The sequence below is a fragment of the Epibacterium sp. MM17-32 genome, assembly GCF_022348205.1.
Classification (GTDB): Bacteria; Pseudomonadota; Alphaproteobacteria; order Rhodobacterales; family Rhodobacteraceae; genus Epibacterium.
Genome location: NZ_JAKRFC010000001.1, coordinates 588,519 through 614,469 on the forward strand (window position 1 = coordinate 588,519; position 25,951 = coordinate 614,469).

22 protein-coding genes and 2 pseudogenes are annotated in these 25,951 nt (G+C 60.5%); 9 read left to right on the top strand and 15 right to left on the bottom strand.

All coding sequences use genetic code 11. The features are described from left to right. Nucleotides 1-41: 41 nt before the first annotated feature. Nucleotides 42-515 carry a phosphoribosyl-AMP cyclohydrolase gene (gene hisI / locus MHM88_RS02810; protein WP_255734212.1) on the bottom strand — a complete coding sequence of 158 codons (474 nt, stop codon included), beginning with the start codon at nucleotides 513-515 and terminating at the stop codon, nucleotides 42-44. Between the two features lie 84 nt (nucleotides 516-599). Here hisI and MHM88_RS02815 point away from each other — a divergent pair, with 84 nt between their 5' ends. From MHM88_RS02815 to MHM88_RS02830, 4 genes are all read left to right on the top strand, one after another. Further along, nucleotides 600-1,751 (top strand): GTP-binding protein, encoded by a 1,152-nt coding sequence (locus MHM88_RS02815; RefSeq protein WP_239359711.1) that lies wholly within the window; start codon nucleotides 600-602, stop codon nucleotides 1,749-1,751. 95 nt (nucleotides 1,752-1,846) lie between these two features. After that, entirely contained in the window at nucleotides 1,847-3,766 is a 1,920-nt protein-coding gene (thrS, locus tag MHM88_RS02820) for a threonine--tRNA ligase (RefSeq protein ID WP_239359718.1), read from the top strand. Between the two features lie 68 nt (nucleotides 3,767-3,834). Then, complete coding sequence (locus MHM88_RS02825; RefSeq protein WP_239359719.1) at nucleotides 3,835-4,308, top strand: phosphoribosyl-AMP cyclohydrolase; 474 nt, start codon at nucleotides 3,835-3,837, stop codon at nucleotides 4,306-4,308. A gap of 29 nt (nucleotides 4,309-4,337) precedes the next feature. Continuing rightward, nucleotides 4,338-4,985: a DUF1826 domain-containing protein gene (locus tag MHM88_RS02830; protein ID WP_239359720.1), complete on the top strand. Its 648-nt coding sequence runs from the start codon at nucleotides 4,338-4,340 to the stop codon at nucleotides 4,983-4,985. Nucleotides 4,986-5,021: 36 nt separating this feature from the next. Here the strand turns inward: MHM88_RS02830 and MHM88_RS02835 are convergent, their stop codons facing one another. After that, nucleotides 5,022-6,044 (bottom strand): GlxA family transcriptional regulator, encoded by a 1,023-nt coding sequence (locus MHM88_RS02835; RefSeq protein ID WP_239359721.1) that lies wholly within the window; start codon nucleotides 6,042-6,044, stop codon nucleotides 5,022-5,024. 122 nt (nucleotides 6,045-6,166) lie between these two features. Here MHM88_RS02835 and MHM88_RS02840 point away from each other — a divergent pair, with 122 nt between their 5' ends. The 4 genes from MHM88_RS02840 to MHM88_RS02855 all read left to right on the top strand — a co-directional run bounded on the left by MHM88_RS02840 (nucleotide 6,167) and on the right by MHM88_RS02855 (nucleotide 11,834). After that, nucleotides 6,167-7,330: an S-(hydroxymethyl)glutathione dehydrogenase/class III alcohol dehydrogenase gene (locus MHM88_RS02840; protein WP_239359723.1), complete on the top strand. Its 1,164-nt coding sequence runs from the start codon at nucleotides 6,167-6,169 to the stop codon at nucleotides 7,328-7,330. A 156-nt stretch (nucleotides 7,331-7,486) separates the two neighbouring features. Next, nucleotides 7,487-8,959: an FAD/NAD(P)-binding protein gene (locus MHM88_RS02845; protein ID WP_239359725.1), complete on the top strand. Its 1,473-nt coding sequence runs from the start codon at nucleotides 7,487-7,489 to the stop codon at nucleotides 8,957-8,959. Between the two features lie 230 nt (nucleotides 8,960-9,189). Further along, nucleotides 9,190-10,422, top strand: coding sequence for a putative DNA modification/repair radical SAM protein (locus MHM88_RS02850; protein WP_239359727.1), 1,233 nt, complete (start codon nucleotides 9,190-9,192; stop codon nucleotides 10,420-10,422). Further along, entirely contained in the window at nucleotides 10,419-11,834 is a 1,416-nt protein-coding gene (locus tag MHM88_RS02855; RefSeq protein ID WP_239359738.1) for a UdgX family uracil-DNA binding protein, read from the top strand. Before MHM88_RS02850 ends, MHM88_RS02855 begins: the two co-directional genes overlap by 4 nt. A gap of 168 nt (nucleotides 11,835-12,002) precedes the next feature. Here MHM88_RS02855 and MHM88_RS02860 read toward each other — a convergent pair. Further along, a pseudogene (locus MHM88_RS02860) lies at nucleotides 12,003-12,746 on the bottom strand (transposase); the annotation flags it as partial. An 815-nt stretch (nucleotides 12,747-13,561) separates the two neighbouring features. After that, complete coding sequence (locus MHM88_RS02865; protein WP_239359740.1) at nucleotides 13,562-13,945, bottom strand: transposase; 384 nt, start codon at nucleotides 13,943-13,945, stop codon at nucleotides 13,562-13,564. A 161-nt stretch (nucleotides 13,946-14,106) separates the two neighbouring features. Between MHM88_RS02865 and MHM88_RS02870 the strand changes: the two genes are divergently transcribed. Then, nucleotides 14,107-14,325 (top strand): hypothetical protein, encoded by a 219-nt coding sequence (locus MHM88_RS02870; RefSeq protein WP_239359742.1) that lies wholly within the window; start codon nucleotides 14,107-14,109, stop codon nucleotides 14,323-14,325. Here the strand turns inward: MHM88_RS02870 and MHM88_RS02875 are convergent. From MHM88_RS02875 to MHM88_RS02925, 11 genes and pseudogenes are all read right to left on the bottom strand, one after another. Continuing rightward, nucleotides 14,293-14,601, bottom strand: coding sequence for a hypothetical protein (locus MHM88_RS02875; protein ID WP_239359744.1), 309 nt, complete (start codon nucleotides 14,599-14,601; stop codon nucleotides 14,293-14,295). The two genes, MHM88_RS02870 and MHM88_RS02875, sit on opposite strands and share 33 nt — an antisense overlap. A 561-nt stretch (nucleotides 14,602-15,162) precedes the next feature. Continuing rightward, nucleotides 15,163-15,495, bottom strand: a complete 333-nt coding sequence (locus MHM88_RS02880) for a PAAR domain-containing protein (protein ID WP_239359801.1) — start codon at nucleotides 15,493-15,495, stop codon at nucleotides 15,163-15,165. A gap of 59 nt (nucleotides 15,496-15,554) precedes the next feature. Continuing rightward, the gene (locus tag MHM88_RS02885; RefSeq protein WP_239359746.1) at nucleotides 15,555-16,328 is read right to left on the bottom strand and encodes a PoNe immunity protein domain-containing protein; all 774 of its coding nucleotides are present in this window, start codon (nucleotides 16,326-16,328) and stop codon (nucleotides 15,555-15,557) included. Further along, a complete protein-coding gene (locus MHM88_RS02890; protein ID WP_239359748.1) occupies nucleotides 16,325-16,510 on the bottom strand; it encodes a hypothetical protein in 186 nt (61 codons plus the stop codon). Before MHM88_RS02890 ends, MHM88_RS02885 begins: the two co-directional genes overlap by 4 nt. Before the next feature lie 243 nt (nucleotides 16,511-16,753). Continuing rightward, nucleotides 16,754-17,158: a hypothetical protein gene (locus tag MHM88_RS02895; protein ID WP_239359750.1), complete on the bottom strand. Its 405-nt coding sequence runs from the start codon at nucleotides 17,156-17,158 to the stop codon at nucleotides 16,754-16,756. Further along, nucleotides 17,155-17,532: a hypothetical protein gene (locus MHM88_RS02900; protein ID WP_005607309.1), complete on the bottom strand. Its 378-nt coding sequence runs from the start codon at nucleotides 17,530-17,532 to the stop codon at nucleotides 17,155-17,157. Before MHM88_RS02900 ends, MHM88_RS02895 begins: the two co-directional genes overlap by 4 nt. Then, the gene (locus tag MHM88_RS02905) at nucleotides 17,532-19,097 is read right to left on the bottom strand and encodes a DNA/RNA non-specific endonuclease (RefSeq protein WP_239359753.1); all 1,566 of its coding nucleotides are present in this window, start codon (nucleotides 19,095-19,097) and stop codon (nucleotides 17,532-17,534) included. The genes MHM88_RS02900 and MHM88_RS02905 overlap by 1 nt, the downstream gene beginning before the upstream one ends. Before the next feature lie 9 nt (nucleotides 19,098-19,106). Continuing rightward, on the bottom strand, nucleotides 19,107-19,493 hold the full coding sequence (locus MHM88_RS02910; RefSeq protein ID WP_239359755.1) for a hypothetical protein: 387 nt from the start codon (nucleotides 19,491-19,493) through the stop codon (nucleotides 19,107-19,109). A gap of 8 nt (nucleotides 19,494-19,501) precedes the next feature. After that, nucleotides 19,502-21,583, bottom strand: coding sequence for a type VI secretion system Vgr family protein (locus MHM88_RS02915; protein WP_239359759.1), 2,082 nt, complete (start codon nucleotides 21,581-21,583; stop codon nucleotides 19,502-19,504). 452 nt (nucleotides 21,584-22,035) lie between these two features. Further along, nucleotides 22,036-23,005: pseudogene (locus tag MHM88_RS02920) on the bottom strand (IS5 family transposase). Between the two features lie 914 nt (nucleotides 23,006-23,919). After that, on the bottom strand, nucleotides 23,920-25,770 hold the full coding sequence (locus MHM88_RS02925) for a DUF262 domain-containing protein (protein ID WP_239359761.1): 1,851 nt from the start codon (nucleotides 25,768-25,770) through the stop codon (nucleotides 23,920-23,922). Between the last annotated feature and the right edge of the window lie 181 nt (nucleotides 25,771-25,951).

A 25,951-nucleotide genomic window follows, 5' to 3' on the forward strand; every position in this document is an offset into this window, starting at 1 on the left:
CCGGCAGCGGCGTACAAATGCCCTGCCCCGACGCCGCAGGGTCAGAGTTGGGTCGGGTTCGGCGCATCGCCATAGACCGCCACCGGGTCGAAGGTCTTGCGCGCCTCAACAAAGGTCAGCGGCGTCCCGGCCTCTGCGCCATGTGGCACGGCGCGGTAGAAACAGGACCGATAGCCCACGTGGCAGGATGCGCCGGAGCCGGTCACATCGACACGCAGCCACAGGGCGTCCTGATCGTCGTCGATGCGCGCCTCGACCACGGTCTGAACCAGGCCGGAGGTCGCCCCCTTGTGCCACAGCACCTGCCGGGCGCGGCTGAAATAATGCGCCTCGCCGGTTTGGATCGTCAGGCGAAAAGCCTCGGCATTCATCCAACCCAGCATCAGCACCTCGCCCGTGGTTGCGTCCGTGGTGATGCAGGGCATCAGACCATCCTCGCCGAATTTGGGCGCAAGGTCGGTGCTTTCCTCGACCTGTTCCACGGTGGTGCGGGGCTGGAAGTGCAGTTGTGTCATATCGCCTTCTCCGGCTTCTTGTAAAACGTAGTGTTATAACGTAACAGTCCTGAACGAAAGGCAACACACTGTAAAGAGGCCAGCATGGTGATGACCGAGCAGGACAAACGCATTCCCGTGACCTTGCTGACCGGGTTTCTGGGGGCCGGGAAAACCACGCTGTTGAACCACCTGATCCGCGACCCCGACGCGGGGCGGATTGCCGTCATCATGAATGAGTTCGGCGATATCGGCCTGGACCATGACCTGATCGAAGAAGCCACCGAGGAGACCGTCCTGTTGCCGTCGGGCTGCCTGTGCTGTGCGATCCTGGGCGATCTGGCCAAGACGTTCGAGGACCTGATCGCAAAGCAGGACGCGGGTCAGGTGCATTTTGACCGGGTGGTGATTGAAACCAGCGGCATCGCCGATCCGGCACCGATCGTGCACACGCTGACGACCGATTACCAGATTGCGCAGGCCTTCCGGCTGGATGGGGTGGTGACCCTGGTGGATGCGGCGACGGGCATGGGCACGCTCGACCGGCAGTTCGAGGCGGTGCAGCAGGTCGCCATGGCCGATACGCTGATCCTGTCGAAGGCGGATCTGATCGACGGGTTTGACCTGTCCCGGCTCGAAAAACGCCTGGAGGGTCTGAACGCCACCGCCCCGCGTGTCCGGGCTGACCATGGGCGCGTGCCGGTGGGCACATTGTTTGGCCTCTCCGCCCTGCGCGACGGCGTAGCCGCGCCGGAGGTGGACCGCTGGCTGGGACTGTCGCAAGAGATCGCACAGCCCGATCCGCTGGCTGGGGTCTCCGGCTTTGCCGCCGCGGCGACGCCCCCGGCCCCGCTGGCCTTCAGCCCATCGGCGCCCGCCACTCATGACCATCGGATCATCTCCGCCTCGATCGCAGTGACAGATCCCATTGCCGCAAATGTCTTTGATTTCTGGCTCGACTCGCTGATTGCACTTAAGGGACAGAACATCCTGCGCATGAAAGGCATCCTGCACGTCGAGGGCCTGCAATACCCGTTTGTCTTTCACGGGGTGCAGCATATTTTTGACGCCCCTGTGCCGCTCAAAAGCTGGTCGGGCGCGGAGACCACCAGCCGCGTCGTTGTCATCGCGCGCGACATGGACGAGGCCGACCTCAAGGCCAGCCTCGACATGCTCCTGATGAAACCCAAGGCCGAGGCCGCACCGCCGGACCTGCCCGGCGGGATGATGGTCGACACCCTGGAATTGCCGTTCTGAGCCATGCCGGCCTGTTGCCCCCACACCAGAGAAACCGCCGCGATGCCACTGGCTTGCTGCCCGGTGCCTCCCCTCCCTGACAGAAAGACCCCGAAATGATCCATATCCGCCTGCCCGATGGCGCCAGCCGCGCGCTTGAGCCTGCCAGCACCGCCGCCGATCTTGCCGCCGCCATCAGCCCGAGCCTTGCCAAGCGTACGGTCGCTGCGGTTGTTGACGGAGAGGTCACGGATCTGTCCCGCCCCCTGCCCGACGGCGCCGCCGTGGAACTGGTGACCCGGGATGACCCGCGGGCGCTGGAACTGATCCGCCACGACCTCGCGCATGTGTTGGCCGAAGCGGTTCAGACGCTGTGGCCCGGCACCAGAACCGCCATCGGACCGGCCATCGAACACGGGTTCTACTATGATTTCGAGCGGGACACGCCGTTCACCCCCGAGGATCTGCCGGTGATCGAGAAAAAGATGCGCCAGATCATCGCCGCCAGGACCCCCTTCACCCGCGAGGAATGGACCCGCGAAGAGGCCCGACAGCATTTTGAGACCGCCGGCGAAGGATACAAGCTCGCATTGCTTGATGCGATCCCCGAGGGCGAGACCGTCACGATCTATCGCCAGGGGAACTGGCTCGACCTCTGCCGGGGGCCGCATATGCGCAGTACCGCGGATGCCGGCAGCGCGTTCAAACTGACCCGCGTGGCGGGCGCTTATTGGCGTGGGGACAGCAACAACCCGATGCTCAGCCGCATCTATGGGGTCGCCTTTGCCGACAAAGCCGCACTCGATGCGCATATGACGATGATGGCCGAGGCCGAGAAACGCGATCACCGCCGACTGGGACGCGAGATGAACCTGTTCCACTTTGAGGAGGTCGCGCCCGGGTCTGTCTTCTGGCATGCAAAGGGCTGGCGCCTGTTCCAGACGCTGATCGGCTACATGCGCGAACGCCAGGAAGAGGCGGGCTATATCGAGGTCAACTCTCCCGACATCATGGACCGCGCCCTGTGGGAGACCTCGGGCCACTGGCAGAACTACCGCCAGAACATGTTTCTTGCCAAGACCGAGGACGATCGCGACTATGCGCTGAAACCGATGAACTGCCCCGGCCATATGCTGATCTACGGGCAAGGCACCAAGAGCTATCGCGACCTGCCGCTGAAGATCGCCGAATTTGGCAAGGTGCATCGCTACGAGCCGTCAGGTGCCTTGCACGGGCTTTTGCGCGTGCGCAGCTTCACCCAGGATGACGCCCATATCTATTGCACGCCCGAGCAGCTGACCGAGGAATGCCTGAAGGTCAATGATCTGGTGATGTCGATCTATCGCGACTTTGGTTTTGACGATGTGCGCATCAAGCTCTCGACCCGCCCGGAAAACCGCATCGGCAGCGATGACAGCTGGGACCGCTCCGAGGATGCGCTGCGTCAGGCGCTGAATCAGGCCGGTCATCCCTATACGATCTTTGAAGGCGAAGGCGCGTTCTACGGGCCAAAGCTGGAGTATGTCCTGCGCGACGCCATCGGCCGGGACTGGCAATGCGGCACGCTTCAGGTGGATTTCAACCTGCCGGAACGGTTTGGCACCACCTATGTGGCCCCGTCGGGCGACAAGCTGGCACCGGTGATGCTGCACCGCGCGCTGTTTGGCTCGCTGGAGCGGTTCACCGGCATTCTGATCGAACACCACGCCGGGCATTTGCCGCTGTGGCTGGCGCCGATGCAGGTGGTTGTCGCCACGGTGACCGGGGCCGCCGATGACTGGGCCACCGAGGTTGCACAGGCGCTGAAGGCGGCGGGGCTGCGGGCCGAGACCGACCTGCGCAATGAGAAGATCGGCTATAAGGTGCGCGAACACGCGCTGCAAAAGATCCCCGTCCAGATCGCACTCGGCGGACGAGAAGCCGACGCGCGCAGCGTGACCATCCGGCGCCACGGAGCTGACAAGACCGAGACCCTGACACTGGCAGAGGCGGTCCGCCTGCTGGTGACAGAGGCGCGTCCGCCCCGCGGCGCCTAAGGCCCTGCCGCCGCTGCCAGAAGGGGCTACCGGCCCCCTTGTGACCCCATCAAACAAAGGACTGTTCCTTGCAGATCACCGAAGACGACATCCAGAACGCCCTGACCATCTGGGGCAATGGGAAAATCGCCATCTCAAAGGCCTTTGAGGACGGCGGCATCGAGGCGGCCCGCGCGGTCGCCTCGGCCAATATCGACGCCTACTACGGCTATGACCTAGGGCCCGTGTTGTTCAAACCGACCATGGCCAGCGGCGCGCAGACCTTTCGCCCGACCAAAGCCGGGGCCTTGGCCTATTTCTGCGGCCATTCCGATGACTACCCCCTCGACAATGGGTTTGCGATCATGGGCTGGCGCGCCATGGAGAGCATCCCCTCGGCGCGCTTCATCCAGGGCGATGTCGCCATGTGGATGGGCTGGGTCAAGCTGACCAACAAGGACGGTTCCGTCACCACGGTGGACAAGAGCTTTGGCTACAAGAAGGACGAAACAGGCACCCTGCGCATTGTCCTGCACCATTCCTCCCTGCCCTACCAACCCTGACATCTCTGCCAGAAACAGGAGTTCGCCAGATGATCCTCGACACGCCCCCCGCGCTCGACGACTGCACGACATCGGTCACCGCACCAAGTGGACTGACGGCCATTCACCAGCCCGCCTGCGCGGCGACGATCTGGCAGCGCGATCCGCTGCCGCGGTTCCAGCGCTGGATCGATGCGCTGCCGCCCGAACAATTGCCAAAGGCGCGGCTGATCCTGCGGCCGGATGCGGTCTGTGACGCGCTGATCAATATTGCCGATCAATGCGGTACGCCGACATGTGAGGAGCGCAACATGCTGATCGAAGACGCCTCGGCGCTGGCGTCGATTTTTGCCGATATCATGGACAGTGCCTACGTCCGGCTGCGCTTTGATGTCGTCGACACCAATGCGTGTCGCAAGTTTCATATCGATGCCGTAAAGGCCCGTCTGGTCTGCACCTATCGCGGCACCGGCACGCAGTATGGCCTGTCCGAAAATGGCCACGACCCCGCGCAGATCCTGACCGTCCCCACGGGCGCGCCGATCATCCTGCGCGGCACGCGGTGGCCGGAAACGCCGGTCTCGGGGGTGCTGCACCGCTCGCCGCCCATCGCGGGCACCGGTGAAACACGGCTGCTGCTGGTGCTCGACCCGATCGACGATCCGGCGGAAGAAGCTGCGGCGGCCTACAAGCACTGAGCTCAACGCGCCCCGGGGGTTTGCACTGCGGGGGCGCTAGCCAGGCGGTGTGCCGGAGGTCGCAAACCGCGCCCGGTAGTCGCGCGGCGACAGGGAAAAGCGGCGGCGAAAGGCCTTGCGCATTTGCTCGTCCGACTGAAACCCGGCGCGATAGGCCAGGGTCTTTAGTGGCAGGTCCGTATCGAGCAGCAATGCCTTGGCCCGGTCACATCGCAGCGCTTCGAGCATGGTCATCGGGGCGACCGCAAACTCGGCCGTGAAGGCGCGGGTGAGGCTGCGCACGCTCATCCCATGCGCGGCGGCGATGTCACTCAGGCTCAGCGGTTGATCCAGCCGGTCGCTCATCCAGGTCAGCACCTTGGTCATGCTGGTTGCGCCCGCCATCTGCCCCGTCAGCAAGGTGCTGAATTGTGATTGCCCGCCTGGGCGTTTGAGGTACATCACCATGTCGCGCGCCACCCCGAGCGCAATGTCACGACCGTAATCCTGTTCGACAAAGGCCAGCGTCAGGTCGATCGCCGCCGTAACGCCCGCAGAGGTCCAGAAACGGCCCGCCTGTACAAAGATCGCATCGGCATCCACATCAATCTCCGGATAGCGCTGGCGCAGCCGTTCGGCGTAATTCCAATGTGTCGCCGCGCGCTGCCCCGCCAGCAGACCGGCCTCCGCCAGAAAGAACGACCCGGTACAAAGCGCGGCGCAACGCCGAACCCGCGGTCCGTTCTCGCGACACCAGTCCACCAGCGCGTGCTGTCCAGAGAGCACCTCTTCGATCCGGGCGGCGCCGGCGATCAGGACCGTATCCGGCGCGCCGAGCTCCTTCAGCGCGACCGTTGCCTCCAGCGACACTGCCGTATCCGAGGGGATGTGACCCACCTCGGGCGCTGCGATGGTGACGTCATAGCCCCCGGCGTGCCCTGCCTCGGCCAGATGCCGCGTGGCATAGCCCAGAACACTGAGCGGCCCCGTCGCCTCCAATGTCTTGAAGCCCGGATAGATCACCAAGGCGACGTGCCGCCGCTGGTCCATCCCGCGGGCTAGGTGCTGATTTTCTGACATGCCTGATCCCTGTTGTGGCCGATACGGCCCGTTGATTGGCCAGATCCGAGGGGTCGAACGCCTCGCCCTCACGATGTGATAATGTAACATCAGGCAATCACTCCACAACAGAGGGAAATGCCATGAAGACCCGTGCCGCCATCGCCTGGGAGCCCAACCGTCCGCTTGAAATCGAAGAGATCGATCTCGAGGGGCCAAAGGAGGGCGAGGTCCTTATCCGCATCGTCACAACCAGCCTGTGCCATACCGATATGTTCACCCTCTCCGGCGCGGATCCCGAAGGCCTGTTCCCGGCCGTTCTGGGCCATGAGGCCGTCGGCATCGTCGAGGAACTGGGCAAGGGCGTGACCTCGCTCAAGCCCGGCGACCATGTCATCCCGCTTTATACGCCCGAGGATCCGAACTGCCCCTATATCAAGTCGGGCAAGACCAACCTCTGCCAGACCATCCGCAAGACCCAAGGCCAGGGCGTGATGCCCGACGGCACCTCGCGGTTCAGCTACAAGGGCAAGATGATCCATCACTACATGGGCACATCCACCTTCAGCGAATACACGGTCCTGCCGGAAATCGCGGTGGCCAAGATCTCAAAGGAGGCCCCGCTGGCCAAAGCCTCCGTTATGGGCTGCGCCATTCCCACCGGCATGGGCGCGGTGCGCAACACGGCCAAAGTCGAAGCCGGTGCAACGGTTGCGGTCTTTGGTCTCGGGGCGGTCGGGATGGCCGTCATCCAGGGCGCTAAAATGCAAGGTGCCTCTCGTATCATCGGCATCGACACCAACCCGAACAAGTTCGAGCTGGCCCGCAGCCTCGGTGCGCATGACTGCATCAACCCGGCGGATTTCTCACAGCCCATTCAGGACGTGATCGTCGAGATGACGGGCGGCGGCGTCGATTACTCCTTTGAGTGCATCGGCAACGTCAATGTCATGCGCGCGGCCCTGGAGTGCTGCCACAAGGGCTGGGGCGAATGCACGGTCATCGGTGTTGCGGGTGCCGGTGAAGAGATCGCCACGCGCCCCTTCCAACTGGTGACCGGACGGGTCTGGCGCGGATCGGCCTTTGGTGGTGTTCTGGGGCGCAGCCAGCTGCCGGGCATGGTGGATGAATGGCTGCGAGGGGATTTTGACGTCGATCCCTACATCACGCACAACATGACGCACGACCAGATCAACACGGCCTTTGACCTGTTGCACGCGGGCAAGTCGATCCGGTCCGTGATCCATTTCCAGCCGTCCGACACCATGCTGGTCAACGACCTGCCCGGGATCATCGTCCCGACCTGAGCCTGTCATCGATTGGCAACGGCCCGCCACCACCATGGCGGGCCTTCACAGGCTCGAAATCTACGCTCTGCCCACCCCGGCGATTTTTCGACGCAAGTCCAGCGCGCCGCGCGCTTTACTTTCCACTACGGCTGAGCTACGCCGCCTCTCGTGTCAGTGAAAAAGCTAGCAATCATCGGGTTCGGCCCCAGGGGGCTGGCCGCCGCCGAGGCGGCGCTGGCGGTTGCACCAGACCTGCACATCTGCATCTTTGAACCAGGCCCTTACCCGGGCGTCGGACCAAACTTTCGTCCGGATGAAGCGCCCGAGTGCCTGTTGAACCTGCCGGTTCGCGAGCTTGATCTTGGTGCGCCGCGCTTTGCCGACTGGCTGGGAGGCGCGCCCGAGGCCTACCCGCCAAGGGCTGAAGTAGGCCGCTACCTGACAGAGCGCTGGCAGAGACTGCAACCCCACGTCGAACATGTCCCCGCCACCGCCGTGTCGGCGCATTATGATCGCGGCTGGATCGTCGATGGCCGCGGGCCGTTTGACAACCTGCTTCTGACGCAAGGCCAGCCCCCGGTGACGCAAGATGCGCAGGCCGCCCGCTGGAGCGCACATGCCGGTGCGCAAAAGCTGACCTTTATCGACGCCTACCCGACAACGGCGATCCGCTCCGTGGATTGGCGTGGGCGGGTCGCGGCGCTGCGTGGGCTTGCACTCTCGGCGCTGGATGTGATCGCCCTGCTCACGCTTGGGCAAGGCGGCAGGATGGATGGCGACAGCTATCGCGCCTCGGGGCGGGAACCGGATTTGATCGTGCCGTTCTCGCTTGACGGGATGCCTCCGATGCCGAAGCCGGCCAATGCCGGTATCGACGCCCTCTTTGATCCGCTCCCAACCGAGCGACGCGCGGTGATCAGCGCGGTGACGCGGGCACTGACGCTTTCGCCGGATGCCGCGGTCCGGTGCCTGACCGACGCCCTTGCGCCGATCATCGCGCGCATCACCAATACCGACCCCGAGCCCTGGCTCGCCGCGGAGCGCGACGCGCCCGGTACGCAAGAAGGCGATGACCCGGTGTCTGCGCTCGACAACGGGCTCGCGATGGCGGACGTGCAGCGCGCGCCCTCAGTTGGCTATGCTGTCGGGCAGGTTTGGCGAAAACTGCAACAGGATGTGCGGGGACCTTTTGCGGCCTGTGACGGCAGTTGCGAGACCCGCTCCGCGCTGGTCGCGTTTGAAAACGGTCTGAAGCGCTACTCCTACGGCCCGCCCGTGCGCAGCGCCCGCCTGCTTCGGGCCCTGATCAACACGGGTCTGGTCCGTCTGACCGTTGCAGAGGACCCGGCGATCTTACTGGAGCGTGGTGGGTGGCGGCTGGATGACAAGATCCTTGCCGATGCGATGATCGATTGCGTTCTTCCCGGCCCCTCGCCCGACGCTCTCACCGATCCCCTGGTGCGCGGCCTGATCCGCGCGGGACACCTAAAAGTCGACTGCGGATTGAAACCGGTGACGGATGGGCTCTGCGTGCTCGGCCGAACGACCGAAGGTCAGAGGTGGGCAACGGATTCGCTCCTCGACTGTTTTGGCGATGTGACGGCGGGATGGGCCAGACAGTCTTTCGGTGGCTCAGACGGGGTTTGAACCTCCATGGCTCAAGATAAGCAGCCACAGAACATCAAAGCACGGCAAACCGAGCCTGATCCGGACCAGCGCCCAGGGAGGGCTGGTCAAAGATCGACGACGACCTCAGCGCCGAGGACGATCCTGACAAGCCAGTGCAGGTGTCGATCAAAGACTCAAACAAGACCGATCTGCTGAGCTGACAGCTACAAACCTTGCACGGCGCGCACTTGTGTTCTACATATGTTCTCATGAAGCGCACACTCCAAGATAAGCTCGCAATCCTGTCGGATGCTGCCAAATACGATGCCTCCTGCGCGAGTTCCGGGACCACGCGGCGCGATTCCCGCGGGGGCGGGATTGGCAGTGCCGGGGGCAGCGGAATTTGCCACGCCTACACGCCCGATGGGCGCTGCATCAGCCTGCTGAAGATCCTGATGACCAACTTCTGCATCTACGACTGCGTCTATTGCGTCAACCGCGTCTCGAGCAGGGTGGAACGGGCGCGCTTCACCCCCGAAGAGGTCGTGACGCTGACGTTGGAATTCTACCGGCGCAATTACATCGAGGGGCTGTTTCTGTCGTCGGGCATCATTCGCAGCCCGGACGACACAATGGCGGATATGGTCCGCATCGCGCGAATGCTGCGCGAGGCGCATGGCTTTAAGGGCTATATCCACCTCAAGACGATCCCCGAGGCGTCGCCCGAGTTGATCACCGAGGCCGGACGCTATGCTGATCGTTTGTCGATCAACGTGGAACTTCCCAAAGACGACAGTGTCGCCAGGCTTGCGCCACAGAAACAGCCCAAAGGCATCCGCGCCGCCATGAGCCACGTGCGTGAAACACGCTCCGCCAGCAAAGTGGCCAGCCATCGCGGCAAGCGCCCGGCGCGCTTTGCCCCTGCCGGGCAGTCGACCCAGATGATCGTTGGGGCCGATGGCACGTCGGACCGCGATATTCTGGGCACGTCCACACGGCTTTATCAGGGTTACAAGCTGAAGCGGGTCTATTATTCGGCCTTTTCGCCGATCCCCGACAGCTCCGCGATGCTGCCGCTGATCCGGCCGCCGCTGATCCGGGAACACCGGCTGTATCAGGCCGATTGGCTGATGCGGTTTTACGGCTTTGATGCGGCGGAGATCACATCCTCCGCCAAGGGCGGTAATCTGGATCTGGAGATCGACCCAAAGCTCGCCTGGGCGCTGGCGCATCGCGCACAGTTTCCCGTGGATGTGGCCCGCGCGCCGCGCGAATTGCTACTGCGCGTTCCGGGGTTTGGAACGCGCACCGTGCAACGTATCCTTGCCGCGCGGCGTTCCGGGCCGCTGCGCTACGCGGATCTGATCCGCATCGGCGCGCGGGTGAAACAGGCCGAACCGTTCATCACGCTGCCCGACTGGTCGCCTGGCGCTTTGATCGACAGCGCCGGACTGCGCGCACGCTACGCCCCACCGCCCGAGCAACTCAGCCTGTTCGCATGATCCAGGTCGACCTGCCCATTCTGGGGCGCGCAAAGGCGTGGCGTGAGGCCGCGCGGCGTCTCGCCAGCCACGGGATTGCGCCGGAGGAGGTCGACTGGCAGGGCGGCACGCTCTTTGGCGGTGACCCCATGCCCGCTGCGGACGGCCCGCGCGATCTTCGTGTGCCCAAGAGCTTTGTTCAGCTGTCGGGCAGCGTCATCTGCCATACCGACCCGGAGGTGCCTGCTCTGCTGTATCAGGCGCTTTGGCGGCATCAGAATGACCGGCGTTCGCTCGGAAATCCCGCCGATCCTCTGACCCGCCGGCTCGACCGGCTGGCAAAGGCCGTGGGGCGCGATATTCACAAGATGCATGCCTTCGTCCGGTTTCGCGAATTGCCCACGGACGGCGCGCGCCGCCGCTTTGCCGCGTGGTTTGAGCCGGACCACCGCATTGTGGAGGCCGCCGCGCCCTTCTTCGCCCGCCGCTTCGCCGATATGGACTGGCTGATTGCGACGCCGTTCGGCACCGCGCGGTTTTCGGACGGCCAACTTGATTTTGATCTGCCGGGGCCGCGCCCAGACCTGCCGGAGGATGCATCAGAGGCGCTTTGGACCACCTATTTCACCCATATATTCAATCCGGCGCGGGTAAAGGTCGGGGCAATGAAATCCGAAATGCCGGTGAAGTACTGGAAAAACCTCCCCGAAACCCGCGCGATCCCGGCCATGCTGCAAGACGCCGAAGCGCGCGTGCAGCGGATGCGCGACGCGCTGCCGACAGAGCCCCCCAAACGCGCCGCGCGGATCGCAGCAATGCCTGCCACGCTAGATCAGGCGCGCGCGGGGGCCGAGACGTGTACGCGCTGTGACCTCTGCGCTCCGCGACGTATGGTCTGGGGTGAAGGGCCCGCCGACGCGCCCCTGATGATCGTCGGCGAAGCACCCGGCGATCACGAGGACCAGCAAGCCCGGCCTTTTGTCGGCCCGGCTGGCCAGCTATTGCGCGCCGCGATGGCAGCGGCCGGATGCCCGCCCTCTTATCTGACCAACGCCGTGAAACACTTCAAGTTTACGCAGCGGGGCAAGCAGCGACTGCACCAAAGCCCGACGCGCGGCGAGATAGACCATTGCCGCTGGTGGCTGGACCAGGAACGACGGCTGATCCGGCCCCGGCTTACCGTCGCACTCGGCGCGAGCGCCGCATTTGCGCTGACCGGGCGTCGCGCGGCGCTAACATCGCGACGTGGCACGCTGGAACCTGCAATCCGAGGCGGTGACGTCCTCATCACCTGGCATCCCGCAGCAATCCTGCGCGCGCGATCACGTGGCGCGGAGATGCGCGCCGAACTGGCCGCCGATCTGAGCCGCGCTGCGGGACTTGCGAAGGAACGAATGGCCGCGCAGGGCGTTAGAGGTGCGGCAAGTCTTTAACAGTTCGCTGAATTAGTCAGGCCAGAGGCAGCTGTTCTCCGTGGTGGAATGAGTTCTCTCATCGGTCTTCCGGATTGGGTGGCTGGAAGCAGGCCTGGTTCCCCCCACGAGCCTCCATCCGCCAGCAACCGGGGCAGCCGGGCAAGATTTCCGGCTGCGAGCGTCAGGATAAAGCGTGACCGCACCTGTGCCAGGGGATTTCTTATAGAGCCGTGCGTCCGGGTCGGTGGCCGAAGCATGGGTCGCATTCGAACGCTTCTCGCCCTTGGAGTTGACCTCGGGATTTCGGGTACGGCGGCTGTAGCGAGGCATTGGAGCGGTTTCGGGTTCGGTCTGGGCGGGGTGTGCGACAGGGCCAATGGATGTAGCGGGCGGGTCATCCGGCCTATCATCGCTGGGCGGCGTGCCCGCTGACTTTGGCTGGAAACTCTTTATCGTCGCCCAAGCCTTTACGAGCGTGCCATCGACCGAGAAGTGGTCGTCCGACAGGAGTGGCGCGACCTCTCGATGCGCCAGGATGGCCGCCATCACCTTGCGCGATATATCGGCTGTCAGCAGCCGGTCGCGGTTCTTGGTGACCACCGTCGGCACCCATACCGGATCGTCGATCCCGAGGCCCACGAACCAGCGAAACAGCAGATTATACTGCATCTTTTCCATCAACGGCCACTCGGAGCGAATTGAGAACAGGATTTGGATCAGGCTGGCCCGGATCAACCGTTCCGGCGGGATCGAGGGGCGACCGAAATCAGTGTAGCCCGCCTCGAAATCGGCATCCAGACTGGCCAGCGCGTCGTTGACCACCTGCCTGATCTTTCGCAACGGGTGCCGTGCTGGGATGCGCTCTTCAAGATCGGCATAGCTGAATAACGACCCGCTCGCTTCGTCCCGCGCCCCCCCCCCCCCCGCCACAGTCGTGCAGAGGGAGAATCATGTTCCCAAAGCTGCGTCGAGAACCGACTTCTTCAGCATACTGCTAGGCATTCGCTTGATTGATGAGGATTTCTATTTTGGTAAAACGGTCGTGCTTCCGATGTTAGGTCAGCCGCAGACCCGCGTTGTAGCCGAAACGTTCGGCGACCCCGAGTTATTCCCGAGTTGGGCAGGAAAGAAGATAGTCAGGATGTCGCAGTCAACGGCAGGAAGGTTCTGCAACCTGTGAACTCAGTTTTCAAAATTGAATGACCGCAACACGGAGGCGGAGCTGATGACCCCGCTGCTTCTGTTTTTGGGCCAGCGGGATTTGGACGAGCCAAACGCCCCTGGCCGTCAGGGAGAGGGTGCTACCCTCCTCCTCGGGCAATTCTATTAGACCGGGCCGTCCCCGGCTGCGCCAACCCAGTCGAATAGCATGGCCTCGCCCCCTCCCGCGTTCGCCCGCCTTTTGAAACCTGGGGCAGATCAGCAGGAACAGGCGAAATCAAAGTCTGAACCTGCAAATCAGCCCTGATTTTCCGAATGGAAGGTCAGACCAACGCAACAAGCCACACGGCAAAAACAACTCTCTGATTGCGACATTGTCAAACGGCGAGCGATCTGTCCGTCCGGAGTCATGGTTCTCTTCGAGGTAGCGGCTCACGCGCCTCACGATGGTGTTCGGTGGTGGATCGTCTCCAATGTGGATTGCAGGGTGAGCAGGTGAGCCTGCATCCCAACCGTTTTTACGAGATCGATCTACCTCCGTCCCGTTGGGACTTCGCTCCCCGCCGCGGGGGCGGTAACTCAGATCAGGTGGTGGCCTCCTTCGTCAATAGATAGTCGGTTTCGTTTTTCCAAAGCGTCAGCATCAGAACGGCGAGCTTGCGGGCGGTCGAGACCGCCGCCTTGCGGAACCCGCGCCGTCCGGCCAGTCGCACGGCCCAGCTCTTGAGTGGCGAGAACCGTTTGACCTGGCGGATCAGGCAAGATGCCGCCTCAAGCAGCGAGCCGCGCATAGCGCCGTCACCGCATTTCGACACGCGCCCTGACCAATCCACCTCGCCGGATTGATGCCGCTTCGGCGTGAACCCGAGAAACGCACCGACGTCGGAGGCCCGGTTGAACCGGCCCGGATCATCGACCAGCGCGATGAAGCTGAGCGCGTTAACCGGCCCGCCCCCTGGGATCGACATCAGACGAAGTGCCACAGGATGGGATTTGGCTTTTCTCCTCACCGCTTTGTCGAGATCCTCCACCGCCTGGCACAACGTGGTATGGGCGGCGATGAAGCCATCCGCAATAACTCGGAGACCGGATCGGTCTCGCCGGCCGCGGCCAGCTGGTCCCGGAACGCTTGCCTTTGCTGTCCCTGGCCAATGCCCGTCATGCGGATGCCGAAGGTCTTCAGCACGCCCCTGATGTGACCTTCAAGATCTTTGCGCAGGCGGATCAAACGCTCGCGGGCTCCAACCAGATTGCGCAGCTGATACTCCTCTTCGCTTCGGATGTGCACCGCAGTGAACCAACCGGTTCGCGCGAGCTACGCCAGCCCCTCAGCATCGGCGGCGTCTGACTTGTTCGGCCGCGCCGAGAGGCTCTTGTGCGCCTTGCGGGCATCAATGCAGGTTGCGGGCAATCCCAGCCGGGCCATCCCGCGTTGCAGCCAGATCCATAGCATCCCGCTCTGGTGCACGATCCGGCGGGGCTTGAGATCGCGGTTGCGAAAACAGCCCGCAACGCCTTCAGGGTCAGCAGGGCATATTCCCCGCGCGACCGTCCTGCCATCCTCATCCACGACGCAGATCGAAATCTCGTTCAGCGACACGCCCAAACCGGCATAATGTTTCATAGGTCGTTCTCCTCACGGCAATTTTCCATGAGGTCGACACACCGGACCTCGTTCGCCTCCGGAGAGCGACCGCTGCAATCACATCATGTGGATTGGGTCAGTTTATGACGCCTAGGTGGTCAATTTCGTCTGGCTTTCAACAACTTGTGTGGAACGTTTAACACCTTTGACCCAATCCACGGCCAAAACCCGAGGGAACGGAACGGCCGCCTCATCCAATTCTGACCCAAACGTCAAGCATTTCTGACTCAATACGACAGCTGCCATTCATGCGGATCTAAAAGACGGGGATGCAGAGTCCCACTGTACCAAATGCTGCGTCCTAGTCGAATGACAGGAAAGCGCAGAGAGCGCTATTTGCAAAGTAGTGGGATTTAGAGGCATGGTGAGCGATCCATGCCGCAGGCGCACTAGGAAGAGCTGACCTTCGCCGCAAGTGCAATCGCCTATTTTCATCGAACTCACGGGTCGCAGGATAAAGCGCCAATTCATCGTACACATACCAGTGACTGCTTTGGCTGGGCCGGAACCGTGCCGCAGCCGCAGAGGGGCGATCAGTGTTCAAGTTATCCGGCGGAAATAGTCTCGTTGAATGATCATCCGCCAAAACACATCGTCAGAGCCGCTTTCGACAGCCCCGCCGCAATCGATAGAATCCCCAACACGGCCAGCGGGCTTTCCGTTGATAAAAACGCTACTCGATCCAGCCCACAGAGCTCGCGCGTGCGGCGGGTGTTTAGGCTTTGCGTGCGGCGCAAAAGCATCCCCCTCACGCAACGCCGGCTTCCCATTGATACCGACATCACCGCTTCCTGAACTCGCTGGTGTGGGTGGGAAGCCATCGTTGCCCGACCCGATATCCTCTTTTCGTCCCGCAGCAGGCGTGACACTCACTCCCAAGATTAAGTTGATTGCAAAAACGGCCTACTCATCACAACGGTGCGGCCTCGAAGCTACGACCGCGCCCAATCGGCCCATTCAGCGGGGTAATGGGGATGGTCGCGTAATTCCCTATCATCAATCCCAAACGCGACGGAGGCCGCAGCTGCCTCCAAGCACCAGTAGCCAACGTAGGTACTGTTTTCTCCCAGGTTCTCACCGCGGGTCGTCTGGGCTGCCAACTCAGAGGCCATTTCATCATACCAGCCATCCACAAATTTTTTCAAATGATGGGGGCGGGCAAATTCCGGCTCTGCGGGATCGATGGCCAACCACAGGTTCTGATAGGCCTCGGGCCAATGCACATCACTCGTGACGGGAACCTCCGGCAGGCCGAAATGCTGTCGGTAGGCCGCCCAGATCCGATCGTAGCCGCCATAGCCGTCCATTTGCAGATCGAATTGATCAAGTGTTCTGAAGAAGGCTTCTGCCTCAGTAGATTCTGCCCGGGCCAAAACCAGGAATGACATGTCCCGCAGGTAGTTATCATATCCGACTCGCGCAATGCCATTGGGCATCTTGGTTCCGAAACGTGAGACGATCTCCGGAAAGTGCTGCGCCACCGCCCTGAAGCCTGGGGCCACAACTTCTTCCATAGGCGCACCGGCTGAATAGAGGAGAAGCGACATCTCGAAAAGACTGTCTCTGAGTGCTTCACCTGAATTTCCTCGACCGCCAGCTTTAGCAGGATCTTGTTTGCGATAGCTTTCTTCAAAAAAGACGATATCTTCTTCCTGGAATGCAAGTGCCTGTTTCCAAAAAGACGCGTTTGCAATGCGGTCTCTCATTCTTGAATTCTCCATGCCGGCCCAGCAACAGGTTTGCCGAATTTATCGAGCCATTCCTCAGTTACGGTTCCACTTTTGTCTACGCGTAATAGCACCCGATCATATACTTCGCCCATTTCGCGGGCGTGCATACGCGAAAGGCCTGCCTTGGCAAGTCTTCCTCGGATCCATTCGTCAGACATCTGCAGAACCCCTCGTTTTGTGGTTCCCTGCTGTGACCCCAGCGCCTTGGCGTCAGAAACAATGTAGCGCGGCGGCGGGCCCGGATCGCGATGTATCGCGTCGATCTTACCTGGGCCGGGAAAGGGACTGTCCATCGTAGTGTTGGGGCAAATAATCTTTCCCACCCCTGGCTGGCGGCATATCGGTCAGCTTCGACTTCGCCCCAGCGTCCGACCTGCGGATTATGGCGATGGGCATTGCGATCAGGCTGGCGGCAGAAAACCTGGCCGAAGCGTCGGGAGAACGGCTTTGAAGTTCTCCTCAGTGATCATCCATCGATAGGGATCTTCGTATTCATAACTCAGATGAAGTTCATGCGGTTTGCGCCCGAATTGCAGCAGCGCGGTCTTCCAGTGCCGCGTTTCATAGTCCGGATGAACCGCGCGGAGCGTGTTCAGCACTGGTAACAAAGGCTTAATCGGGAAACTGAAGCCGCTGGAATGACCGAGCGGATCGTAGGCTCGCGCGCCACCGCCCGCGCCCTTTCCGTTTGGTGACAGCCACAACCAAGCCGAAACCGCCACCGCATCCTCAGCGTAGTCACCGGGAATGGAGGGCAGGATCAGATTGGCCAGCTTTCTGGCCTGGACCTCTTCGGCAGGTGTCATTGGTCAAACTTGGGGCGAAGTTCTTCGATATATCCGTGAATGTCTGCCGGGCGAACCTGCCAGCGGCTTTCGTCCTTATCCTCGAACTGGACATTGAACCGACCAGATGCGCGATCAAATTGCAGAAGCATTTTGATCGGCGGTTGGGTATCGCCGTATACCTCCTGGAGATAAGCCGCGATTGATGGGCGAAGAAGGCGGGGTTTCACGGAAATAGCTTCGAAGTCACCATCGGATTTGAAAAGGTAGCCGTTCGTTCCGTGGGGCCTTCCGTCCTCTTTGACTTCGACCACTAGACCAAACGACACCCAATCTTGCCCAAAAGCTTCGTGGTAGCCGACAGTAGCTTTGACCATTTCTTCAATTGCGTTCATTATTTCCTCGCGTAGTTTTCATTCATGTCGCGCCAAGTCACCCGCTTAAAACTCTGTCCTGCTTCGTTATCGAATTCTCTTTCGACTTCGTACATAATCTTTCCTGTCTTTGGGTCACGCACCACGTACCGAACATCAAATTCATCCGGCCTCACCGCCCCTGGCGGATACGGATCGACTTTGAAATCAACCTCATATCCCATTTTAGTCCAGTCGGCCCACTCGTTCTCCATAGTTTTCCAGGCGCCCATATTGAGGTTCCCCGCCTGTGGAGCAATACCTTCGTCTGGCGTGTCGCCGAAGAAGCGGTGGGCCGCCAGATGGCCGCCTTGATCGCCGTCATCACCCAGCTTGCCAATGGCCGTCGCGTTATCGCCGCGTTTTGTCGAGCCGAAATCCTGTCGGATCGTTCCCGAAGCCCCCGTTGGCCGACCGGTCGCAGGATCATGGCTAATGATCTGCTCATTAGTCCCGCGCTGGTGGCGGGTCTGCCCTTTGTCGAGGGGGGTGACCTTGGGATCAGGACCGACGTCCTCAGGCGCGACCTGCTGATCTGACCGGCCCGTACCTTGCTCCCGATCCCTCGGCGGCTGTTCCAGCACCTTTTCAGCCGGGCTGTCGGGGATGTTGCGGTTGGTGTCCGGTGCAAATCCGCCGACACCGTTCTCCTGCGGTTTGCCGTACTTGGCTGCTAGGGCGGCCTGACTATGGGTTCTGTCGACGATCTTCCGGCCGTTCCCGTCCAGTATATCCACCGTAATCTGTCCGGTATTGGGTAATGCCCGGAGACCGAATTTCAAGAAGCGGAGAAACGCAAGCCCTGAGTAAATTTCAGCGGCAAGGAAGATGCCGTCAACACCAACTGTGGATACGGCATAGAGAATGCCGCAATCATAATACTTCTGCTTCAGATCCTGCCAGACCGCTGTGAAAAACTCAGCAATCTTGCTTTCGACAACGGATTTGTGAAAGGCTGTCTGCCGACCGATCGCTTCCAGTTGCCGGTCGATCTCCTGCTCGCGCTGACGCAATACTTCGTCGCCAGCGTCGTCTGACAGCCAGTAATCCAAGAGATCAGGCTTCCGCAGCATCAGAGTGTCAGCCTGATTTTGCAGGTAGTTCGCTGCCATGTAGTGGTCCAAGCCACTGCCAGTCAGAAACGCTTCTATTTGCGCAACGACTTGGTCGCGAAACGCCGCGTCGGTTGCCAATAGGTAAATCGTTTCGAAAAGCGCATAGTACTCATAGACTTTCAGAGCGGTATAGTTGGCGATCGAGCACTGGCTGTTGGCATGCGATGGGAAGGGATCGTCAAGAGCCAGGAATTGCTGCTCTTCGGCCTGAACCCGTTCAGCGGCAGCTTGCAGGTCTGGAAAGCGTTCAGTTATCCAGGGGTCGGTGGCTGCCCGCTCGTAGCCCTGGTGTTCTACGGCATAGCTGGATTGCATGGCATAAGGGATCTGCACCGTGCCAGCTGCGCGGCCCAGAACGTTGCGATAGGCCGCAAGCGCGTCCTCATATTCCTGTTTCTCGCGAAGGAATTTCTCTTGAGCGGTTTCAGCCACGGTGCCCCCTCAAAACATCGCCATTTCGAGACCGGTTTCCTCGTCGTCAACGAAGAAACTGCGCAGGACCTCAGGCGAATGTGCAGCGATACTGTGCGGGCGGCTGTCAAAGTGCTGCGGCAGCGCCGGTACTGCCAGGCCGATGGCTTCAGCTGCCTGAAGAGAAGCCTTAGCGGCTGCGGTCAGATTGGCGTCGTCGATCCGGGGGGACAGCACGTGCTGCACCAAGCTGGCCACGTTGGTGATGCGGTTAGCAGGGGACAGGAACACATCCCGCAAAGAGCCCGCAACAGGAACGCCAGCCTGAGCAAAAAACGCTCGCCGCAGCGCATCACGCTGCTGCTGGTTCTCTTTTGCGGCATCGCTCCAGGCGCCGGAAGTGACTTTCAGGGCCATCTGCTCACTCAGTTCAGGTCAATGCGCCCGCCGGTCACCGTGACCGCGGATTGTCCGTTGATGGTGATGTTCACACCGTCCAGCGCGATATTGCCTTCCCGGTCCAGAGTAATTTTGGACTTGCCGACAACGATTTCGTATTTCTCACCGACATGGGTCACCTTGTTGTTTCCGACTTCCTCCCAGGACCCGACGGCGACACTCTCGTTCTTCACTCCACCAACAGTAACCTGCATGCCGCCCCCAACGGTGACGGCTTTTGCGGCACCTACGATTTCAGTCGAACTGACCATCACTGTTTCCGCCTTGTTCTTGGCAACGCCGATGATCAGATTACCTTCACCCATGTTGAGCGCATCCGGCAGGCCAAGCTTGCTGGTCATGTCGCCGATCGCACTGGTAAATTTCTTGAAGGCAGAGGTTACCGCCGACTGCAGCTTGTTCGGCCCCACCATCAGAGTCATGTTGCCGCCGATTACCTCGTGATGGTTGTTCCCGACCTCGATGGATTTGTTGTTCCCGACAGACTCGGACTGGTTGCGGTCCACCCGTTTGGCGCGGTTGTTCTCGATATGCAGTTCGTGATCTTTTTCTGCATGCAGGTAGATCTTTTCGTTGTCCGTGGCGTCTTCGAATGTCAGCTCGTTGAAGCCAGAGCTCTTGTGACTGTCGCTGCGGAAAACGGATTTCGTCTTGTGCTTGGGCAACTCGTAAGGTGGTCGGTTCTTACCGTTAAAGACGCAGCCAGTGACGATGGGCTTGTCGGGGTCCCCACGAAGATGCTCGACGATGACCTCCATGCCAATACGAGGAATCACGATTCCTCCCCAGCCCTGACTGGCCCAGTTCTGGCTCACCCGAACCCGCATGGTGTGCGCGCCATCGAGATCCCAGTGAAAGCGGCATAAAATGCGACCGTGTTCGTCACAATCGATCTCGCCTTCACCGACGACAACCGCGGTTTCTGGTCCCTCTACGCGCGGTCCTGCTGTGCGGCGCTCCGGGCGAAATGGCGCATCATCAGGGGTCAGCACATAGGCTCCGTCATAGGGCGCGTCATCCGCTCCCGCACTCCCAGACCCATAGGCCTGCGCCCGGAACCGATGGGTGGCCTTGAGGCATACGAATGTGCGCCCCGTCACTTTGGGAACATCATCTCCCGCCAGTGTGACGCGCCAGCCCGCGCCGAGGGAGACCACATCGCCCTCAGCCCGGTGGCGCGGGGCCTGACCGCGCTCAGCTTCCAGACGGCGCGACACCACACCCCGGCCTTCGCCTTGGTTGAGGTAATCGCCGGGCCAGTCATAACTTTCGATATCGCCGCTTGGATGAGACGCATCGGAGAGCTGGTCCACTTCCTGCGCCGATGTGGGTATCTTGAAGTTATACTCCGTCAGCCGCACTGCGCCGGTGGTGATCCGCTCGGTCGCGGACCAATGGCGGAAATGCTCCTCCTCGTGCCGGTGATAGCCGGCGACACCAAAATACGGGCGCGAGGATCCCGGAACCTCGGGCAGGCTGATCGCCGCATCGGTGAGCAGAAGCGTGTGTGATCCCGCTTCATGTCGCCACGACCATGTTATGCCAAAGCGCTCCAGCTGGCGGCGGATGAAATCGGCGTCGCTTTCGCCATATTGAACGGTGTATTCCAGCACCGGGTAGTCATCCATCACCCGCAGCTCAAGGTGAGGGTTGCCCAGTGCGGCGTAAGAGCGGAGCACCTCTTGTACGATCTCGATGACGGTTTTATCGTGGAAGATCCGCATATTGCGCCGCAGGCTGGCCACATGCAGCCACGGACGCAATGTCAGGTCATAGCGAAACCCGTTCTCGAAGGCCCCGCGTTGCTCGGCTTCGCAGACGATCCCGTCAAAGGCGCGCGCACCCTGAGCGTGATTGATTTCAATGGTGGCATGAGTTCCAAGGAGAGCGCTGAGGTCGAGGGTGTTCTGGGTTGAAAGCGCTTCAACGCGCCACTCGAACTCTCCCGAAAGCTCCTCCGTGCCATCCATCCGCAAAAGCACAAGCGCGTCGGATCCCAGCACAGTCGTCAGACGCCCAAGCCGGGCATCCTGAGTAAATACATTCATAAAACACAACCCTTGAAGTTGAGCGAGAGCATATCTGCCTCGCCTTTAGGATCAAGGGTGGAAAATCTCTATCTGTGGGGAAAATAACGACGGTGCAATCACGCTCGAGTGATTGTCCTACGTCGCTGAGGCCGAGTTGAATGTCAGCTCGCGGATAGACTTTCGCGCTTGCAGAAGCGCCCTCGCTGCGCCTTGCGTTGATGTCTCCTTCGGGCTGGCTACGGCCATCGATGCAAGTATCAGCACTAGCGGTTCAGTCCCGCAACCTGTGAACTCAGTTTTCAAAATTGATTGACCGCAACACGAAGACAGGGCTGAAGGCCCCGGCGCTTCTGTGTTGTGGGCCAGTGGGATGTGGACAAGCCAAACGCCCCTGGCCGTCAGGGAGAGGGTGCTACGGCGCTGTTGTACAAATCAACTAACAGCCAGAGTTCCCCTTTCCCCGGACACACTCATCCTAGGGCCACGGTGACAGGGATGCCGAGGGCGGTGAAGCGGTTCATGACCGCCGCACGGATCTGAACTTCGGCGACCTGGCGGTCGAAGTCCCGTGACATTAACCTCTGGCCGAGCCGCTTCACGCAGTTCATTTTCGTCTCCACCCTGCTGCGGCGGTGATACCCGCTCCAGTTTCGCCACAGCGCCCGACCCAAGTGCTTCGATGCTCGCAGGATCCCGTTTCGCGCCCGGGTTCCGGCCGTGTCCGGCTTCCAAGGCCTCACAGTCCTCCTCGGCGGAATGATCGCCGCCGCGCCGCGGGCCGCGATGGCATCATGGCAAGCGCGGGTGTCATAGGCACCGTCGGCGGTGACGGTGGCGATCTCCTCCTCCGCCGGGAGCTGTGCAAGCAGGTCCGGCAGCATCGGCGCGTCGCCGACATTGCTGGAGGTGACCTCGACCGCCCGGATCTCCAATGTTTCCTCATCGATCCCGAGGTGGATCTTGCGCCAAACCCTGCGTCGCGAGCCACCCATTGCCCGGCAACATATGCTTGCATGTGTGAGAGGGATGCTTGCGCGTGTGCCACTCGCCTTCACCTTCCACCTTGATGCCGGTACTGTCGACGAGCAGGTGAAGCGCGCCCTTGGAGCCCCGATACGGGATGGTGACGTCCAAGGCCTTTTGGCGACGCGACAGGGTGCTGAAGTCAGGCACGGACCAGCCAAGGCCGGACAGTTCCAGCAGGCTCGCAACGAACCCTGTCGTCTGGCGGAGTGTCAGCCCGAGGAGGACCTTGAGGGTCAGGCAGGCCTGGATCGCGGCGTCGCTATAGGACTGCTGGCGACCGCGACGCCCGGACGGTACCGCCTCCCATTGCATCGAGGGATTGAACCAGACGGTCAGCGATCCGCGCTGCCTAAGTGCATGATTGTAGCTATTCCAGTTGGTCGTCTTGTATGTCGTCTTCGGAGGTCTGCTCATGTTGCACAGCTAGCATATTGGATTCACAAGATGAATCCCCATGGATTTGCGCAACAACGCCTGAGCGCAGTATCGCCCTGATCTTCGGAGCCGTTCGAAGGTCCGCTCTCGGGAGACCGTTCGTGCTTGCAGCAAAGGTATCGCGGCTCCATGCATGAAAGCCGTGTTCGGGCTGGCTACGGCCATCGATGCAGGTATCAGCTCTAGAGGTTCAGTCCCGTATCCTGTGAACTGAGTTTTCAATATTGTATGACCGCATCACTGAGCCGGGGCTGATGGCCCCGGCGCTTCTGTGTTGTGGGCCAGCGGGATTTGGACGAGCCAAACGCCCCTGGCCGTCAAGAAGAGGGTGCTGCCCTCCCCCTCGGGCAATTCTATTAGACCGGGCCGTGTCCTCGGCTGCGCCTGCGGGCCGCACCAACCCGGTCGAATAGCATTGCCTCGCCGCCTCCCGCGTTCGCCCGCCTTTTGAAACTTGCTGCAGATCAGCAGTAAAAGGCGGGCTCAAAGACTGAACCTGCAAAACAGCCCTGATTTTCCCAAAGGAAGGTCAGATCAACGCAACAAGCCACACGGTAAAAACAGTGGATTGGATCAGTTTATGACGCCTAGGTCAATTTCGTCCGACGTTCTACAATTTGTGTGGAACGTCGAACACCTTTGACCCAATCAACGGCCAAATTCTGAGGAAACAGCAGAGCCGCGTCTTTCAATTCTGACCCAAACGTCAAGCATTTCTGACCCAGAAGACCGCGTATATCGATAAGCGCGCTTACCTGCGCCAGGAACTAGCGGCCCATAGCGGCCCTTCGTACCAGGCGCGGCGGATGACCGGGGTTCCAGCCGTTTTTACGAGCGATACGCGAGAGACTCCGCGTGAAAGCCGCTCATTTTTAAATCCTTCTCACAGGAGTTCATGCCTTTTGGTCTTTTTCTTTAAGTGCTTCGGCCAACTCGCCAACTTTTGACCTCAGATGTTTCAGCTTCCCAAGCATCTTCCAATAGCCATCTTCATCCTCTTCAAATCCTAATTCCTCAAGAGCCTCCTGTAGGTCACCTTCTGGCGTCTTGGGCTCATATAAGTAGAATTGGTATTGTTTGGGTGCCTGGTACAGCGTCAGGTAGAAAGTAATTTCCGTGCCCTTGAAGTCTCTTGTTATGCAGAGGCCAGGCTCGTCATCCGTGGACGTAGACTCATAATAACTCGTCGAAAAACCGTCTGGCTTCATGTCAGACGAGAGGCTGTCGTATAGGCAGTAGGTAAACAGTTCCGCATGTCTTCCATTCATCTGCGTCTTTCTAAGAAGGTAGTTTCCTTCACCGTCTGAGCCACGCATCATTCTATAAGTGCCGTAGTCGTAGACGGACGGAGTTTCGAGGATCGCCTTACGCCACGGTTCAATTTTCGATGCAGTCTCGATCACTCCGTCAAGATCAGCGGCATATGAATCCGGGTCTTCGAGGCGGTCCCAAAGGGCCTTTAGGATCACGCTTGGCCGATCAACAGTAGCTGCATTCCGCAGTAGTCTCTTCCATCCCCATGCTTCGTCGTATGATGTGGTGAGCAACGATCTATTTCTGCCGACATTCGGCAAGAAATCTCCCACCGCGAGAAGCGCGCGCTCCCAGAGTCGACCAGATCCCTTCGGGTGTTTCACAAGGTCGTCGAACATCTGCAAGGCACATGCGAGATAATGTTCAAATGGCTCGACAAGTTTGCTCGCGGTAGCTGTATCAAGACGCTCGAGCTCGGCATCAACCTCACCGAGATTCAAGCCGCAGCAGCGTAGCAGGAACCCAATCTGCCCCCGAAAGTAGGTATGCTGCTCTGCCCGATCAAGCCGTTCAGGCCAGCCGTCACCGAGGAGGATGAGACGAGCCTTAATTCGTTCTTCCGCGACCTGAACTACTGCGAAAGCACCCACGTGACCATCTGCACTTGCGAGGTGCTTGAGGATATCGTCCATCCACGGCTTGAGGTCTCTAAGAGCAGCATAGCTCCGACGCAGGTCATCGGGCCGATTGTAATCGGTGTTGGTCGCGAGGTTGGAGACTACCCGCATCCATGCATTGAAAGTAGTGGGATCAATCTCTCCGGTCGAATGGACGAGGAACTGGGCATATCCAGCAAGCTGAGCAAGCTGTTGGAAGGTAAGGCTGGTCGGCTTAGTCAGTATGTCCTGAAAAAGAGCCCGTTCATCGAGATGCCGCGTGTCGGGAAGATAGCAGCGCAACGTTTCGGGTCCCGCGCTCCACCGCTCAAGAAGCGTGATCAGCGACAGGACCATTTCCTCATCCAGCCAACCCCTGTCGTGAAACCACGTATAGCTGCTAGCTCGAGTCATTGAGCGAAGGTCGGCCAAATCAGTCGAAGTTGCAGCAGCTTCGGGATCCCGAGTCACCATGATCACGGTCCGAAGTAGGTTCATCATGGCGTCGTCGAATGTGGCAGTTTTCTTATCACGGAACGGCCAGAAAAAATCGGACCATCGGGTATCGATCCGACGAGAGAAAAAGTCTGCAATCGCCGTCCCGCTGCAGAGATCAGGCGGAGCGCCCTTGAACTGGTTTTCCAGATGCCTCTCGAAACGTGCCTTGAATGTCTCGAATGGAGTTAGCGGTTTCCCACGCGCATTCATTTTGATGTATAGGTCATCCGAGAGATCAAACTGCTCAAGATCAAGAAGTTGGAATGTGATTGCCGGGGCCGTTTCGTCGATCAATCTGGCATAAAGGCCTGAGGTTTTCTGGAAGACCTCGTGCATCCGGTCTAACATTGATAATACAGCCCGAATCGTTGGATCGAACCACCAGCTGCGAAAGTACCAAGGCTGGTCAGATATCATCCTGGGGTGCCCCCACTGAAGTGGTCCACCTTTTGGGATAGGAATATCCCGTTTTCAGGAGGACGACGAGATGGCAGGCAAACGAGAGAAGCCCGAGGAC

What these genes read in the sequence shown, in the direction of transcription:
- MHM88_RS02925 (WP_239359761.1), bottom strand. Translation starts at nt 25,770, where the DNA reads ATGCACGAGGTCTTCCAGAAAACCTCAGGCCTTTATGCCAGATTGATC.
- MHM88_RS02910 (WP_239359755.1), bottom strand. Translation starts at nt 19,493, where the DNA reads ATGGCCCTGAAAGTCACTTCCGGCGCCTGGAGCGATGCCGCAAAAGAG.
- hisI (WP_255734212.1), bottom strand. Translation starts at nt 515, where the DNA reads ATGACACAACTGCACTTCCAGCCCCGCACCACCGTGGAACAGGTCGAG.
- thrS (WP_239359718.1), top strand. Translation starts at nt 1,847, where the DNA reads ATGATCCATATCCGCCTGCCCGATGGCGCCAGCCGCGCGCTTGAGCCT.
- MHM88_RS02900 (WP_005607309.1), bottom strand. Translation starts at nt 17,532, where the DNA reads ATGAACGCAATTGAAGAAATGGTCAAAGCTACTGTCGGCTACCACGAA.
- MHM88_RS02855 (WP_239359738.1), top strand. Translation starts at nt 10,419, where the DNA reads ATGATCCAGGTCGACCTGCCCATTCTGGGGCGCGCAAAGGCGTGGCGT.
- MHM88_RS02835 (WP_239359721.1), bottom strand. Translation starts at nt 6,044, where the DNA reads ATGTCAGAAAATCAGCACCTAGCCCGCGGGATGGACCAGCGGCGGCAC.
- MHM88_RS02850 (WP_239359727.1), top strand. Translation starts at nt 9,190, where the DNA reads ATGAAGCGCACACTCCAAGATAAGCTCGCAATCCTGTCGGATGCTGCC.
- MHM88_RS02885 (WP_239359746.1), bottom strand. Translation starts at nt 16,328, where the DNA reads ATGAGAGACCGCATTGCAAACGCGTCTTTTTGGAAACAGGCACTTGCA.
- MHM88_RS02890 (WP_239359748.1), bottom strand. Translation starts at nt 16,510, where the DNA reads ATGTCTGACGAATGGATCCGAGGAAGACTTGCCAAGGCAGGCCTTTCG.
- MHM88_RS02840 (WP_239359723.1), top strand. Translation starts at nt 6,167, where the DNA reads ATGAAGACCCGTGCCGCCATCGCCTGGGAGCCCAACCGTCCGCTTGAA.
- MHM88_RS02815 (WP_239359711.1), top strand. Translation starts at nt 600, where the DNA reads ATGGTGATGACCGAGCAGGACAAACGCATTCCCGTGACCTTGCTGACC.
- MHM88_RS02865 (WP_239359740.1), bottom strand. Translation starts at nt 13,945, where the DNA reads ATGTCGATCCCAGGGGGCGGGCCGGTTAACGCGCTCAGCTTCATCGCG.
- MHM88_RS02875 (WP_239359744.1), bottom strand. Translation starts at nt 14,601, where the DNA reads ATGAAACATTATGCCGGTTTGGGCGTGTCGCTGAACGAGATTTCGATC.
- MHM88_RS02830 (WP_239359720.1), top strand. Translation starts at nt 4,338, where the DNA reads ATGATCCTCGACACGCCCCCCGCGCTCGACGACTGCACGACATCGGTC.
- MHM88_RS02895 (WP_239359750.1), bottom strand. Translation starts at nt 17,158, where the DNA reads ATGACACCTGCCGAAGAGGTCCAGGCCAGAAAGCTGGCCAATCTGATC.
- MHM88_RS02915 (WP_239359759.1), bottom strand. Translation starts at nt 21,583, where the DNA reads ATGAATGTATTTACTCAGGATGCCCGGCTTGGGCGTCTGACGACTGTG.